This window comes from Victivallis lenta (assembly GCF_009695545.1).
In the GTDB taxonomy this organism is placed as follows: domain Bacteria; phylum Verrucomicrobiota; class Lentisphaeria; order Victivallales; family Victivallaceae; genus Victivallis; species Victivallis lenta.
The window spans coordinates 1-14,664 of sequence record NZ_VUNS01000051.1; the positions used below are offsets into that span (position 1 = coordinate 1).

Annotated in this window: 8 protein-coding genes and 1 pseudogene; 5 read left to right on the top strand and 4 right to left on the bottom strand. The window is 49.6% G+C overall.

Annotation, left to right across the window (positions count from 1 at the left end):
* Positions 1 to 387: 387 nt before the first annotated feature.
* Entirely contained in the window at positions 388 to 3,021 is a 2,634-nt protein-coding gene (locus FYJ85_RS22310) for a helix-turn-helix domain-containing protein (RefSeq protein ID WP_154420899.1), read from the top strand.
* A 109-nt stretch (positions 3,022 to 3,130) separates the two neighbouring features.
* On the opposite strand, the gene FYJ85_RS22315 is transcribed toward FYJ85_RS22310, so the two are convergent.
* A complete protein-coding gene (locus FYJ85_RS22315; protein ID WP_154420900.1) occupies positions 3,131 to 3,319 on the bottom strand; it encodes a hypothetical protein in 189 nt (62 codons plus the stop codon).
* 250 nt (positions 3,320 to 3,569) lie between these two features.
* Entirely contained in the window at positions 3,570 to 4,943 is a 1,374-nt protein-coding gene (locus tag FYJ85_RS22320) for a tyrosine-type recombinase/integrase (protein WP_154420901.1), read from the bottom strand.
* 667 nt (positions 4,944 to 5,610) lie between these two features.
* Here FYJ85_RS22320 and FYJ85_RS22325 point away from each other — a divergent pair.
* Positions 5,611 to 6,024 (top strand): annotated as a pseudogene (locus FYJ85_RS22325) (transposase); the annotation flags it as partial.
* Between the two features lie 254 nt (positions 6,025 to 6,278).
* Here FYJ85_RS22325 and FYJ85_RS22330 read toward each other — a convergent pair.
* Positions 6,279 to 6,821: an IS630 family transposase gene (locus FYJ85_RS22330; RefSeq protein WP_338116717.1), complete on the bottom strand. Its 543-nt coding sequence runs from the start codon at positions 6,819 to 6,821 to the stop codon at positions 6,279 to 6,281.
* Positions 6,822 to 7,114: 293 nt separating this feature from the next.
* Complete coding sequence (locus FYJ85_RS22335; protein ID WP_154420904.1) at positions 7,115 to 10,531, bottom strand: ATP-binding protein; 3,417 nt, start codon at positions 10,529 to 10,531, stop codon at positions 7,115 to 7,117.
* Positions 10,532 to 10,882: 351 nt separating this feature from the next.
* On the opposite strand from FYJ85_RS22335, the gene FYJ85_RS22340 reads away from it, so the two are divergent.
* From FYJ85_RS22340 to FYJ85_RS22350, 3 genes are all read left to right on the top strand, one after another.
* The gene (locus tag FYJ85_RS22340) at positions 10,883 to 11,908 is read left to right on the top strand and encodes a LacI family DNA-binding transcriptional regulator (RefSeq protein ID WP_154420905.1); all 1,026 of its coding nucleotides are present in this window, start codon (positions 10,883 to 10,885) and stop codon (positions 11,906 to 11,908) included.
* 142 nt (positions 11,909 to 12,050) lie between these two features.
* Positions 12,051 to 12,884, top strand: coding sequence for a prepilin-type N-terminal cleavage/methylation domain-containing protein (locus FYJ85_RS23435; protein ID WP_106052156.1), 834 nt, complete (start codon positions 12,051 to 12,053; stop codon positions 12,882 to 12,884).
* Positions 12,885 to 12,908: 24 nt separating this feature from the next.
* On the top strand, positions 12,909 to 14,561 hold the full coding sequence (locus FYJ85_RS22350) for a hypothetical protein (RefSeq protein ID WP_154420906.1): 1,653 nt from the start codon (positions 12,909 to 12,911) through the stop codon (positions 14,559 to 14,561).
* The last annotated feature ends 103 nt before the right edge of the window (positions 14,562 to 14,664 follow it).

The window sequence follows — 14,664 nt, forward strand, 5'->3', positions numbered from 1 at the left end:
ATAAATTACCATTTTTATTTTTCATTGTATTTTTTCTCCTTACAGCGTTCATCGCTGCCATCAATGGAAAAATATAAAAAAATATGAAAATCGGAACTTTCTGCCGGATTTTCCGACAGGAATATTTCTTCGAGAAACTTCCCCGAAAGCTGGTTTTATGATTCAAGAAAACTCAGATGGAAGGTGAAGCCATAGGAAGAACTTTCTTGCGGACGCTTTATATATAAGTGGAATAGCACTCTGCCTACTTTCTGCAGATGGGTGAAAAAATCCTCAATGTTAACATTTTTTTATAATCATCTATTTATGTCATTGAATGACAGACGGGGATACTGGCAGTCCGAACAATCCCTGTTTTCATCGATCGGATATAAGGATGAATATGTGATGATTACAAATACAAAGGATTTTATGATGCTCTTGGGCTTCCAGGAGAATGATCTTGTCAGTTGGGGAGCCTCTGCTCCTGACTGGCGTTTTCACAGGGGAATCGCCACGGCTGGAGAGCTCTGGCAGACGAATGAGTCGGCAGAAGCTGACAATTATAATATGTATTACTCGATTTCGAGTTTCAAGGGCAGAGGGAAAGCAACCGAGGATCAGGTGGACAAGGTGTTTGAACTCGTGTTGGACATTGATTATGGAGCTCACCACAAACGTGCGGAATTTGAGGATTACACCCATGCGTGGCAATACATCAAGGAACATTTTCCCAAGCCGACCGTAATCATCCATACTGGCGGAGGCTTCCAGCTCCACTATAAACTCTCGACTCCGCTTTCAGGGGATGCCGCTAAAAGACGTTTCAAAATGCTTGTGGCAGCAATCGCCCGCCACTATCGAGTGGATTTTTGCTTTTCGTTGGAACACTTGTTCCGCTTGCCGTTCTCCCGCAACATCAAGTCGGGAGCCGAAATCAGAGAGGTATCCATCTTGGAAGTGAACCCGGAAATATCATATACGCTTGAGGATATTCAGGACAAGTTTCTTCCTGCCGATTTTTCGTTGGAAGAACCGACATCCCATGCCGTCGAAAAAAGCAGAATCGCTTCCATCAAAAAGGATACCCAGTCATTATTTGATCGCAGTGCTGTTGCGTTTCAGCTTCTCATCAGGTGCTTGAAGTTCGTCCCGGATGTTTCCGACAAGGTGCTTGAAACCGCAATCGTCAATGATCCGGTGTTGTTTGAGCACTATCATCAGGAGCGCCGCTTGGTCAGAATGGACATCCAGAGAGCTCGAAACAAGGTAATGGAAGAATCCATAGAATGTGTCCTTCCTGTCGAGAAATTCCATTTCGGCAACCCGGATTTGAGTTTGTATGACAAGGTCAGGAATAAGTTCGATCAGCAGTTCTTCACTACCCGTTCTCCAAAAATCGACATCACGCTATCCATTCTCGACCAATGCCATAAGCAGGGAAAACAGGCGCTTCTCAGCTTGCCTTGCAGCAGCGGCAAGAGTACCGCCGCCTTGTTATTTATTGCCGCTCATGCCTCAGCAAATCATCGTTTCTGGTTGGTGTCGGAAAAGATCGCCGATTGTAAGCGCAATGCCGATATGTTGAGAAAGTTGAGCTGCAATGCACTTCCATTCCACGGACGTGACGGGGAATGTTGCAAGGTCGATGAGCAGGTTTTCCGTCATCAGAATAAAAAGCGTATCTGTTCCGAATGCCCCAATCCGTGCGGAGCGGAATTGAAGTATTGTGTCGATGAGTATCGTTTGGATTTTCCATTGGCGGATGTCGTTTGCTGTACGCATGCGCACTATAAGCATGCGTTGGCAAACGGACAATTTCCGCTTAATCTTCATATGGTCATCATTGATGAGAGCCCCGAATTACTTGAAAGTTTCTCATTTCAACAAAAGGACCTCAGTATTTTGTATAAACACTTGGCTGATTATCCTCCCGTCCTCGAATTGGAGGCTGATATGGTGACAATCGAACAACTCTTATCCGATCACTCCTGTCGCCGTATCAAGCCGTTGAACTATGATTTCGCAGAAATATCCCGTTACCTCTTTATGCAGTTCCATCGCAAGGCAATATCCATGGAGGATTTTGAGTTTGCATTGGAATTCTGTCAGTTCTTCGGAAAAAACGAGAATATTTTCGGAATGGCTAAGGATCAGCATTATGAGTTCATCGCAGGAACTGTAGAGCTCGAAACCTCCGTTCAAACCGTTATCTTGGATGGCTCTGCCAAACTTCAAAGTACCAGATGGAAAGGCTTTTCCATCATCGAATGCGACCAGTTGAAGACCGCTTATCCGAATACGCATATCCACTGTATTCTTGACAATCCCACCAAGAGCAAGTTGTCGAACAAAAAGGTCTTCCAGAAAATTATTGACGCAACCGACGAGCTTCTTACTCAATCCGACACGGACACCATCCTTTTTGCCAACAAGAACTTGAGCACAGACCCCATATTAGCCAGGGCGATTGACCGCCTCAAACAAACCATCATCAGTAAGGACGGCAACATCATTCCGTTACCTCGTGGGCAACATATCGGGAGCAACGCAGGAAGAACAGCTCAATTTTCCGTGATTGCGATGAGTTTGTTCCGCACGGTTTCTGCCTATGCTCTCCAAACGGCTATCTGTCGTGATGAGGAAATCGACGCTGACAGAATCTGGAGTGAAGCGGTTTTCAACGGGAAGAAAGTGCTCATTCCCAAGTTCTGTCGTGACGGTTCTTTTGCGGATAAGAAAATCAATCAACAATATCTCAAAACTCTTGAGCGTGATTTATATCAAGCCATTATGCGTGGCTGTATCAGAGAACATTCCGATGCCGAATACCATGTAATCGCCTTGGTCAACATTCCGCAGGTAGTTAACCTTTTGAAACTTGATCTGCCGGAATGTCATATCCATTTCCTTGAAAATGAAGTTCTCAACCTCCATTTTCAAGGTTACTCAGAAGCCGAAATAGCAAAAGAAACCGGAATCGCCAAAAGAACAGTCAGAGATCAAATTCTCAAAGTATCCGAATATTGCCGCTTGGACTGATATTCTCAATAAAAAAAGAGTGGTTTACCTTAAGAATATCTATAGGTATTCCACTCTTTTCTTTGATGTTTGTGTATCCACCGGTTCAAGCGGATAAGAATTCAAGCAATTATGCCGATTCTAAAATTTCTGCCAAGTTGTCATTCATCCATTCCTCATAGTCTTCCTTCATAGGTTCCAACTGACTGAAACAATCCATACAACAGATCATGTCATTACCGACTCCATAAGCGACTTTTTCATTTTCTGCGATAGGATTGAAACAAATCCAACAAAATTTACTATTTTCATTTTCCATTTTCTATTCTCCCATTTTAGGACACAAAAAAAGGTGCTCTGAACAACAGACCAATGCTACCGCCTCGGCAGTAAGCAATTCAGTGTGTTGTTCAGAGCACCCCTTGTGCTCTGTGAATTACTTTTTTTCGTGCCATATTAATTATGACATGCTAAATAATATAGCATTATATTTTCAAAAATCAAATTTTTTATAAAAATAATTCACATATAGAAATCTAATAAAAATTACATTGCACTTTTGCTCATACTTAGAATGATTCTACCAGTAACTCTAAGATTTCTCTTTTTTGCTTATCCGACAAGTTACTTTCCAAATAGTTAATTACCTTGGCAAGAGCTTCTGTGTCCGCTTGTTGAAATGCCGTTATCAAGGGAATTTCTGCGCTGATCCTTGGGGAATTTGTCATGACAGCTAAAGGAATTGACTCGATTACACTCTTCTTGGCTTCAAGAGTATAATGCGTATAATGTTCCGTCATAGCGACATTGCTGTGTCCGACAATGGATCTGATCAGTGATAAGTCTTTTCCTGAACTCGCCGCAATCGTACAGAATGTATGCCGGAACGAATGAAAAGAATACCGTCCGATCCGACGTTGTTTCGTCTCGCCTTGAGAATTTATGTAGAACATTCTCCGGGTTTCAACAGGCTGTTCTTTGGTTTGTATTCCTGCCGAACGTAAGAGTTTGTCCACATCAGTGCTGATCCCCGAACTATTGTAGCCATACCGTTCTGCAACATCGGGCAGTATGTATTCATTGCGTTTCCACGTTTCCGCAATTTTGAATTGTTCCTCCAGAATCGACGGTATCGGAAGCACAATATACTGTTTCATGGTTTTTATTGTTTTCCTCGCCTTGAATTTGACCGTGCCATCGCCTTGTATATAGTCCCAGCGAAAGCATGCGGCATCATGCATTCTCAATCCGAAGCACAGCCCCAGAAGAAAGAGGATTCGCATTTGCGGTTTGTGGAGAATATGATAGTTGTCATCATCCAAGGTTTTGAAAATAGCACTTACCTGTTCCGGCGTAAAAGGTTTTCTGCTCTCGGTTGTGGCTGTTTTAGCTTTTATGTTCCTGAAAGGAGAATCATCCTGAAGTAAGGTTTTGAAGACCAATTTCAAGGTTTGCAAGTAATAGTTATAGGTTTTCGGAGAGATTCCTGTGCTCCATAAATTCGTCATGAATGTTGCGGCGGTATCGAAAGTTATATCATCAATTGAATCAATCTTTTTCTCCGCTAAGAAAGAGAGGAACTTTCGGCAGTACAATTCATTTCGTTTTAAAGTCAGCTTGCCACTATCAGGACGATTGGGGTTGCGAAGATACGTTTCCCATAATTCGGACAATTTGATTCTGGAGCGTTGAATGATTTTCCTGCTTCCGGCAACTTGAGCCATATACTCAAGCCGATTTTCAATAAATTCGATTTTCTGCCGTTCTCTGGTCAACTCCGCTACGATTGCATCAGCTTTCGCTCTGAGTGTCACAGGCTTACCGCATTCATCTTTCAACGTGATTGTTTTTACCTTTCCGTCAATATCGGAATACTGATGAACAAATTTGCCATTCCTTTTAAAAATCGTTCCAGTTCCTTTTAACCGCCGATCTTTTGCCATTTCCGCACCATCATTCTAAACGCCAACTAACGATTAGCTAACAATGAGTGCTTTTTCTGCTCAAAAGACAATGCTGTTAACCACTTGGTCGCTGGTTCGAATCCAGCTGCCGGAGCCATTTTTACCCTCAAAATGTGCCCTAAAGGTGCCATTCTTTACCACCAAGACTTTCATTTCCCAGTTTAACGGCTATATTGAGCCAAAACAGGATTTTACCACAAGGAGATGGTATGATAAATAACTGATGTTCGCGGTTTCTGCTTGCTGCGTGTAATTTATGGCGATTAACTTACACGTTTGGAAGCGGACAGGTTGCAGGCTGAATTTTATAGTGAGGCGCCTCGGAGACGAGAATGACCCCGGCAAGGAGATTAGTCAGATCTGCAAACCAGAGCGCCACCGTAGAGAGCGATGTGGACTCGACTACTCTGTATAGGAGGATGGTGAGACCGTGACAGCAGTTCCGCTTCGATTCGTGAAAAACGAATGGAGGCAAATGATGATGAGCAGTTTTGTGGGAGTGGATTTGCACCGGAACAACTTCACCTATTGTATCCGGGAAAACGGCGAAGAGAAGAAAATCGGCAAGTGCGAAATCATTGACCTGAAAGGTTTTGCTTCACTGCTCGGAAAGAATACGGTCATGGCGGTGGAGGCGACCGGCAATCGAAATGCTTTCAGCATGTGTCCGTGGAAACATCTTCGCGAAGTTGTAGCGATGCTTAAGGCAATTCATGCTCAAGAAGCTAAAGCTGCGGCCCGACAGAAAGCCGCTCTTGTGTCCGAAAAATTACGCGCCATGAAACTGGAACGGATCGCAAGTTTTGTAGAAAACAGCGTAGAGGAGACGTTGTCTTATATGGACTTCCCGTATGAGCACTGGAGCCGCTTGCGGACGAATAACGGTTTCGAACGCATTATGAAAGAGATTCGTCGCCGTACTCGAGTTGTCGGCAGCTTTCCGGATGGGTACTCGGCTATGATGCTCGTCGGGGCCAGGCTAAGGCATATTTCCACGACAAAATGGGGCACACGCCAATATATGAATACTTGCAAACTTTACGAAGGCGGTATAAGGTAAAAAGGCGAGAGGCTCCGCCTTCGCAACCGACCTGCTCCTCCGGAGCTCTCAGGTCGGTCGGTTGCTTCGGCTGCGCCAACTCGCGTTTGGTATCTGTAATCTCTCAGAAACAAATGTGCGCAAAACTTCGGACACTACCACCGCCGTCTTGAAAAGACGGAAAACGGCGATATGGGAAACCCTCCCTCCGACGGCGGCGCGTCAGTGCAGCAGTATGATGCCGAAGGCTTTTTGAAAACTTGTCTAGTGTCCAGTCAAATTTGAAAAGATGGATATAGGCGATGCAATTTTACTCGTGCATCCGCTGTTGAAAACTGCCAATTGATGGTTTTTGTTTTCTCGTTTCGTTCCTTCTCCCATGTATTCACCATGTTTTTCATTTCTTCTATGGATGCGATTCGCTTTTTCAGGCATTGAGCCGATACTACATTGAGTTCAATTTCTGCCATATTGAGCCACGAGCCATGCTTTGGGGTGTAAACGAGCTCGAATTTATCCATCAAAGCCTTGGCTTTTTCTGGCGGAAATGTTTCGTACCATGATGCCGGCTTATGTGTGTTGAGATTATCTTCAATCAAAATAATCTTTTCGGCGTTCGGGTATGCCGAGGCTATTTTCTCGGTAAACATCGCCCAATCCTTTGCTGTCTTTGTTTGCGTTACATCCGCCATTCTCCATCCTCGCAACGGTTCGCTTGCCAACAAGACATTGCATGTTCCCATGCGGCGATACTCATAGTCTACCCGTTGGGACCGCCCCGGACGCATGGGTTGTATTTCCCGTACCTCTGCTGGAATCTATGATCAGGCTATGACCAAAGGTGACATATCGGTGGAAGAAGACTCAACACGAGTTGGAGTGTTGCTCGTTTTGAGCCATGCGCCTTGATCAAAATGTTCTGTTCCGCCCGGATGTTTATTATACAAACGTGACGCGACGTAATCAAGAGCTGATGCTGCGTGTTCTCCATATATCCGGAATTTGTCAATCTCTGCACGGGCAGGTTATGCTTTGATTTTGTGGTATGAAATACTCCCGCATAAAGAGCTTGCCGCACAAAGCAGCTATAAACGCCGCCGAAGGCAAGACCTTACTTCTGAACGGCGATATGCAGGTCGTATGCTTTGAATACATCGATCAGCGCCTGCCGGGTGATCGGTTTCGTCAGGACCTGCTTGAATTTGACCGCCTCTTCCGCCGGCATCTGGGTATCCGCCGTGACGGCGACGAGGGGAATTTTCGCGGTTGCTTCATCTTGCTTCAGGAGATCGGCGAATGCGCTCCCGGACAGGCCCGGCATCCACAGGTCGGTCAGGATAATGTCCGCCCTCCGCCCTTTCCGCAAAAGCTCAAGGGCTTCCTCGGCGGATTCCGCGAGAATGCAGGAAACATTCATTTTTTTCAGCATCGCCTGAAGCACTTTCAGATTCATTGCGACATCATCCACCAGCATCGCCTGAATATTCCCTCCGGCAGAAGAATTGAGATTGACCGTTTCCGCTCCGGACTCCGTCATGTCCTGCAGGGACGGAGACTGATATTTCACGTTCTCCAGCCGCACGGTGAATGTGCTTCCTTTTCCCGGCGTGCTTTCGGCGGAAAGTTTGCCGCCCATCTTTTCCACCAGCCGTTTGGAAATCGCCAGGCCGAGGCCGGACCCCTCGTAGATGCGATGTCCCCGGGTTCCGCTGTCCTGGACGAACGGCTCGAATATCTGGCTGATTTTTTCCGGGAGGATTCCGATTCCGGTGTCGGTGATGCTGAAAATCAGCGTCCCCTGTCCGGCTTCTTCCGCAAAACGGAACGCGGCGGAAATCGTGACCCCCCCGTTATGGGTGAATTTCAAGGCGTTGCCCGTGAGGTTCAGCAGAATCTGTTTGATGCGCAGGTCATCCAGATAGAGAGCCGGCGGCAGATTGGTGTACGTCATCTGCAGGGAAAGATTCTTTTCCACGGCTTTCTGCTTGAACACTCCGACGATTTCCAGAACCAGCCGCTTGACGTCAACGGGCCGGCAATCCAGTTCCACCTGATCCGCTTCAAGCTTGGAGAGATCCAGAACGTCATTGATCAGGTTCAGCAGCGCATTGCCCGCGAAGTTGATGGAACCGAGATATTCCTGCCGCTCCTGCGGTTCGACATCCGTCCCCTGCAGCAGTTCGCTGAAGCCGATGACCGCATTCAGCGGCGTCCGGAGTTCATGGCTTACCGTGGCCAGGAAATAGCTCTTGGCCCGGTCCGCCGCACGGGCCTGCTCCAATGCCTGCCGCAGTTTTTCCTGCTGTTCGGACAGTTCGGTGATGTCCTGAATCACGCCGCAGATTTCCCATTTGCCGTTGATTTCATTGACTGATTTTTCCGCCCGGAGTTCAAAATGACGCTTCCCGGCGGCAAAGACATCGGAAAAGAACGAGGTGTCGCCGCCGATGCCGCTTTCCAGGAAACGGTTCCAGTTCCCGTCGAACCTCTGCCGGTCGTCCGGCGCCAGCCATTCCGCCAGCGGTACGCGCTCCTCTTCCCGGAACGCCCGGTAATTCTGGGCCGAAAGAGCGGTCAGCCGCCCGGTGCTGTCGCACTGGAAATAAAAGAATTTTGCGATCTTCGCCGCGTTGGCGAGAATCACGCTGTGGGTGCGCAGCCGGTCCCGTTTTTGGTATTCCTCCGTAACATCGCGGAAGACCAGTACTCCGCCGATGATTTTCCCCTCCGTATCACGAATCGGCGCTGCACTGTCCGCAATGTGCCGGGCTGTTCCGTCACGGGCAATCAGATCGGTATGGTTGGCCAACTCGATGATTTTTCCCGTCGAAAGCGCTTTGGTCAGCGGGGACTCCACTTTGCGGCCGTCAAGATAGCTGATGATATTGAATACTTCATTGAGTTTTTTGCCTTTTGCTTCCTCGATCGTATAGCCGGTCATCTGGACTGCGATCGGATTCAGGAGGGTGATCCGTTCTTCGCTGTCGGTTGCAATGACGCCGTCGCCGATGGATTCCAGGGTCAGACGGAACTGCTCCGCAATGCGGGAGGCCGTCCTGTGCGCCTGATGCAGTTCCGTCTGGTCGCTTGAAATCCACATCACAACTTCTTCATGAAATGAATTGTTCTTCGGAAGAGGAATGAATTCGACGTGTCGATGTGCGCCTTCAAGTTCATAATCCTTTTCCATGCGCTGCCCGGTCCGGAATGTCTCCTGAATCCAGGCGGAAAACGACTGCTGGACCTTGTCGGCAAGCTGGTTTATATTATGAACACCGGCCTTTTCCCCGGATGATATATCATGAGGAAGATGCTGGAACAAAATCCGGCCGGATCGATTTACAACACAGATTCGCAACGGCAGGTTGTTGAAAAGCACCGCGATCCTTTTCTTCATTCTGGCCAGAATAATCAGGCGGAACAAGAGCAGCAGCAGCAGTAAACCGAGTGAAGCCAGAACGGAAATGATCTCGACTTGATACCGGGTGATGAAATCCACCGGCGGGTTGAGAAGCTCCGTCCCCGCCGGAAGCCTTTTCCGGTCAATGCCGATTCTCTGCAGGGAAGGATAATCAAAAACCGGATGAAACTTTCCTTTCTGCACCGGAATTGCGGCCGCGCTTTCTCCGTTGAATATCCGCCGGGCAATGCTGCCGGCCTGATAGCCCTGTTCCTGGCCGGATACCATGATCCCGCCGGAAGCGCCACGCCGGATCATTTCCCGATAGCGGTTGAGGATCAGACCGGAAAAATTCCGGCGGATTCGCGGCAGTATGGAGAAATAGTCCTGCGGCTCCTTGTCCCGGAAAGAGTTCCAGGAGTGGAATATCAGCACCGAGGAGGCTGGCAGTTCCGCAACGAGATTCAGCATCTCCGCAGTGCTGTAATCGCGTCCGCTGATGAAACGGATCTCCCGGCCGCGGGCCCACTCCTCCTTTTTTTGGCTTTCGAGCATCTTTTTCCATGCCAGAACATCCACCGAAGCTTCTGCAATCACCGTGATCTGCCGGTTGGCGGGAAGCAGATTGCAGCCGAGTCGGATATTCATGTACAGTGTGGCCGGAGTCTCAATGCCCGTCATATTCATGCCGGGCGGAATTCCGGCCTGCAGCGGCCCGTGATAGGAAGCCGCCAGCAGCGGAGTCTGCTCCGGAACCGTCAATCTGCCGTTCAGGAAAAGATCGACCGCGGCATTGTTGGTCAGTATGATCATGTCATACCGGGAATGTTTCAATTTAATCGTCAAGGCGGCGATATCTTCCGGCGCGGGCTGAAAATCCGGTTTGAACCGGACTGCCAGTTCATAGGTTTCAAAGGTGGTCAGCACCCGGTTGTCGCGGTTCAGGCAGCTTTTCAGGCCCTGCTTCAATTCGTTGCTCCAGGTGTCGAGAGAGGAAAATGAATCGATAATTAAAATGCGTTTGATGGAAACCTGCCCGGGAGGGGCGGCCCAGGAGCGCCCTTCGAGGCTGATCAGGAGTAAAACGATACCTGAAATCAGAAGAAGTCTCTTTGCGCACAACATCATACAGAAACTCAATCTCTCGTATTCTCCATCGCTTTCCAGCTGCCGGCCTGACAGCAGGCGTTTCCTGCTGACATTCTGAATGTAACGGAATAATATAGCAATAATCACCGCTTTTTTCAATGGGGAGGCAGTAAAATATTACCCGAATTTCCGGCCGCTGGTGATCTGCATTGAAATGAATGAAGTGGTATTTGAAATCTCTATGGTCAATGATCGAAATTTTCCGGACTCAAATATTTTAAAAAAAACTCAAACAGCACTTGCAAACAAAATGGAAGTATGGTATAATTAAAATGAGACGAAGGTATAGCTATACCCGGAAAGCGGAAGATCGTTCACTCAGGAAATCAGATGCTTGTAAATCAGACATTTATCGCAAAAAAAAGCGGTGTTACGCAAAAAACAGTATCCCTGTACTTCAAGGATCGGATGCTGGTTGGCGAAAAGGTGCGCAGCCGGATTGATGAAGTGTTGTGCCAATACCACTATCTGCCGAACTTTTCTGCCATTGCGATGAAGAGTGACCGTTTTCGCCGCATCGGCTGCGTGCTGCTGCAGTACGGTTCGGCGGTGACCTCCAGTCAACCGCATTTGTTCAGTTATCTTAATGGGGCGTCGGTCGCCCTTTCCCAGGTGGGATATTCCCTTGTGCTGGAGCCGGTATTTGTCGATTTGAACACCCGCAAGGCGACTTTTACTGAATTTTTCTCCATGCGCAGTGTCGATGGCATCATAGGAATCGCAGGCGGCTGGGTGCCGTCCGAAGTGGATGCGCAAGTGGCCAACCTCCAGCTTCCGACGGTTTGGCTGAATCGCAACCCGGATTTCGATGGAGTCCGGACTCTGCTTTTCGATGAGCATGACGCGCAGGTCAGATTGCTTGAGAAACTGATTGCGGAAGGCAAAAAACATTTCTGCTGGATGGGGTTGAAGTGTTCGGAAAACGAATTGCATTACTCGCGCCGCAGCCGTTATGAAACAATGCGGCAAACGCTGCTGCGGCACCGGCTCGGCTGCGAGGCGCTTTTTGCGGACAACGGCTCGCTGGAGTCAACCCGTGCAACCTTGCGCGAACTCTTCCGCCGCTCCGGTGAGTTTGATGTGATCTTTTTTTACAATTTTCATCTGCTGGAACAAGCGATGTGGCTGGCGCAGGAGGCCGAGTGGAACCGCAATCACATCCGGCTCGCTTATTTCATTTCCGAAAACGAATATCACAGCCGCAGATGTGAATATCCCGACGCCATTTTACTTGAGGAGTCGGAATTGGGGCGCAACAGCGTCCGGTTCATTTTAAGCTGCCTGGACGGTAAAGATGATGCAACTTTGTTGAAACCGTTCCCATGCCGCATTCCGGCGCTGGAGTCGAAACGATAGAGCCGTTTTATTTTTTTACCATTCAGGTATAGCTATACCTGAGGTGCGGACCGCCATTGTCAGAGCTTGGGAAATTTGGGCGAACGGCCAAAATATTCCGGGTTGAGGGAAGAAATTTTCAAGAAACACAGGAGACGGAAACATGAACCCAATCATCGGTACGCGAGCTGCACAGGGCCTGACTGCATCCCGGAATCCGAATCGCAGACAACGAAGGTATATTCCATATTCATTTACACTGATAGAGTTGCTGATCGTGATAGCGATCATCGCGATTCTCGCCTCGATGCTTCTCCCGGCGTTGAATCAGGCGCGGGAACGGGCCCGAGGCATCAGCTGTCTCGCCAATCTCAAACAGGTGATCGGCATGATCGGCATGTATACCGACGACAATAACGGCAAAGTTCTGGCGTGGAACGGAAACATCTCTCCCAACTGCGGCAAGTGGTCCTCAATGATCCATGCCTACATGACCAATACGACACCGACTGACTGGGGATATATTACGGACGAAAACCGGGTTCATCCTCCTTTCAACTGCCCGGCCTCTCCCTTCTCCGGCTTGACCAGGAGCACTGGACTCGGCGGGGTGCATTATGCCGCCAACGCAAGCCAGCATCGCCAGTCCGGCAGAGATGATTTCTCCGGTTTTTTCCCGGATGCCCAGTACCTCAGCACCAGCAAACGGACGCTGTCGATGATCAGGAATCCGTCAAGCCTCGCGGCGGTTCTGGACATCAACTATCTGACGACCGGTTGGACGCCTCCGGCAATTTTCGGCCGCCGAGGTGATCTTTGCGGCATTCATGAAAATTTCGGGCCGGAAGAAGATGCCGCAAAGGGCGCCGTCTGGCGTCACAGCGGCGGCCTGAACGTCGCGATGGCTGACGGACATTGTGAATCAAAACGCGGAGCTGAGGTTCCGAAATGCGACTACAACGTTCCGTTCTGGAGTTATTACGCCGATCGTTATTGATCGGTGAAAATCGGAGGAAATCCTGTGCTTATCATTCGTAAAATCACAGTCGCCCTTCTGCTGATCGCGGCCGGAACCGCCGGCAATGCCGCCGCAGATGCGCCGCAATGGAAAATTCATGCATCCGGAGTGTTGGAGGCGGCCGGAATTCGATTTGCGCCCGCGTTCCTCGATTCGCGATGGAAGTTTCACGGTGTCAACACTCCGGCATTTCGGCAGAAACAGTTCAACCGGAGCGGCAGTCACTCCGTCCTGAAGGCGGAAGTTGCGTTGCCGAATTCTCAAAGCGGCCGTTTTCAGCAGGTTTGCGATTTCAGCGACACTGGCGTACTCACTTATCGCGGCATATTCGAATTTTCCGCCAAACCGGATGCACGCGAATTCGCACTTGCCGCGATCGGGCTCACGGAAAACCGTTTCGGAGGACGCGAAGTGATCGTTGACGGCAGGACAGTCACATTCCCGCGTCTGCCCCGGAAACGCAAAACGGCGATCTTCTTCCGGGAACAGGCCGAAACAATTGAATTTCCGCTGGAGAACGGAGTTCTTGCCATTCGTGGAAAATTCCGCCTTCTGCTGCAGGATGACCGGCCGCTCGGCGGTTCCGGTTATGCGATGCGCCTGGCTTTCACGCCGGCGGCGAACGCATCGGGCCGCCTGACATGCGAGCTCGAATGGGAGCTGCGTCCGTATCGAAGCCGGACACTCGATCTTTCCGGCGCGGCCAATACCGCGTTTGCGGACTCCGTCGCCGATGACCGGCGGGGAGGGTGGACCGACCAGGGAGCCGAATGCGATCTCTCCATGCTCTCCCCGGGCATCCGTGATTTGAAAGGGACGCAATTTCAGATCCTTGATCCGGCGGCCAACGGCGGCAAATCATGTATCGTGCTTGCCGGCCGGAACCGTCCTTATTTCGCCCGGAGCGCTGCAGCGCCGCAGCCGCATCCGGTTCGCGGCAATTTCCTTTACCTTCTCCATGCGGTCGCCTGGCCTCCTTCTTCCGCGAATGCGGTGATCGGAACGGTGGAACTGATCTACCGCGACCGGAAATCCCGGAGGATCCCAGTCTCTTCGGCCGATGTGGGGGATTGGCGCAATCCGGCGGCGCGCCCCAACGGAGATATCGTCTGGAGCAGCGAAAGCCGGGGCGTTCCGATCGGGTTGTACCGGTCGAGGTTTCCGATCGATCCCGGGGATATCGTTGAGATCCGGTTTGAAAGTGCACAGGCATCCGTCTGGGGAATTATCGCGGCAAGCGTTTCGCCGGATGTTGTTTACCGTACACTGTCAACCCCGTTCATTGTTGCGGAGAATTCCCGTTACCGGCCGTTGCCGCTCCCGCGGGAAATTGTGAAAGGGTCGATTTTTGACAGTTCCGGATTACTCGACGCTCCGGCAGGAAAATATGGATGTCCGGTGATTCGCAACGGTAAAATCGAATTTGAAAACCGGCCCGGCAAACCTGTGCGTTTTTTCGGGGTGAATCTCTCCCGGCAAACGCAGTTTCAGGACAAAGCCGCGGCCGAAAAGCTGGCCGATGAACTTGCCGCGCACGGATACAATGCCGTGCGTATTCATCACCACGATACCTATATGGTTTCGCGGGAAAACGGAAAATCGACCGAACTTTCCGCCGAACAAATGGATAAACTTCAGACGTGTCCTAACAATTAGCCAAAAAGGCGGAGCCAAACTTTGTCCGTAACAGTATATTACGGTTGCCTAACCCCAAAGGAGGGCTCCGTAATGAAAAATACCTCGATAAGTCTGTTTCGTC

What these genes read in the sequence shown, in the direction of transcription:
- FYJ85_RS22310 (WP_154420899.1), top strand. Translation starts at nt 388, where the DNA reads ATGATTACAAATACAAAGGATTTTATGATGCTCTTGGGCTTCCAGGAG.
- FYJ85_RS22315 (WP_154420900.1), bottom strand. Translation starts at nt 3,319, where the DNA reads ATGGAAAATGAAAATAGTAAATTTTGTTGGATTTGTTTCAATCCTATC.
- FYJ85_RS22320 (WP_154420901.1), bottom strand. Translation starts at nt 4,943, where the DNA reads ATGGCAAAAGATCGGCGGTTAAAAGGAACTGGAACGATTTTTAAAAGG.
- FYJ85_RS22335 (WP_154420904.1), bottom strand. Translation starts at nt 10,531, where the DNA reads ATGATGTTGTGCGCAAAGAGACTTCTTCTGATTTCAGGTATCGTTTTA.
- FYJ85_RS22340 (WP_154420905.1), top strand. Translation starts at nt 10,883, where the DNA reads ATGCTTGTAAATCAGACATTTATCGCAAAAAAAAGCGGTGTTACGCAA.
- FYJ85_RS23435 (WP_106052156.1), top strand. Translation starts at nt 12,051, where the DNA reads ATGAACCCAATCATCGGTACGCGAGCTGCACAGGGCCTGACTGCATCC.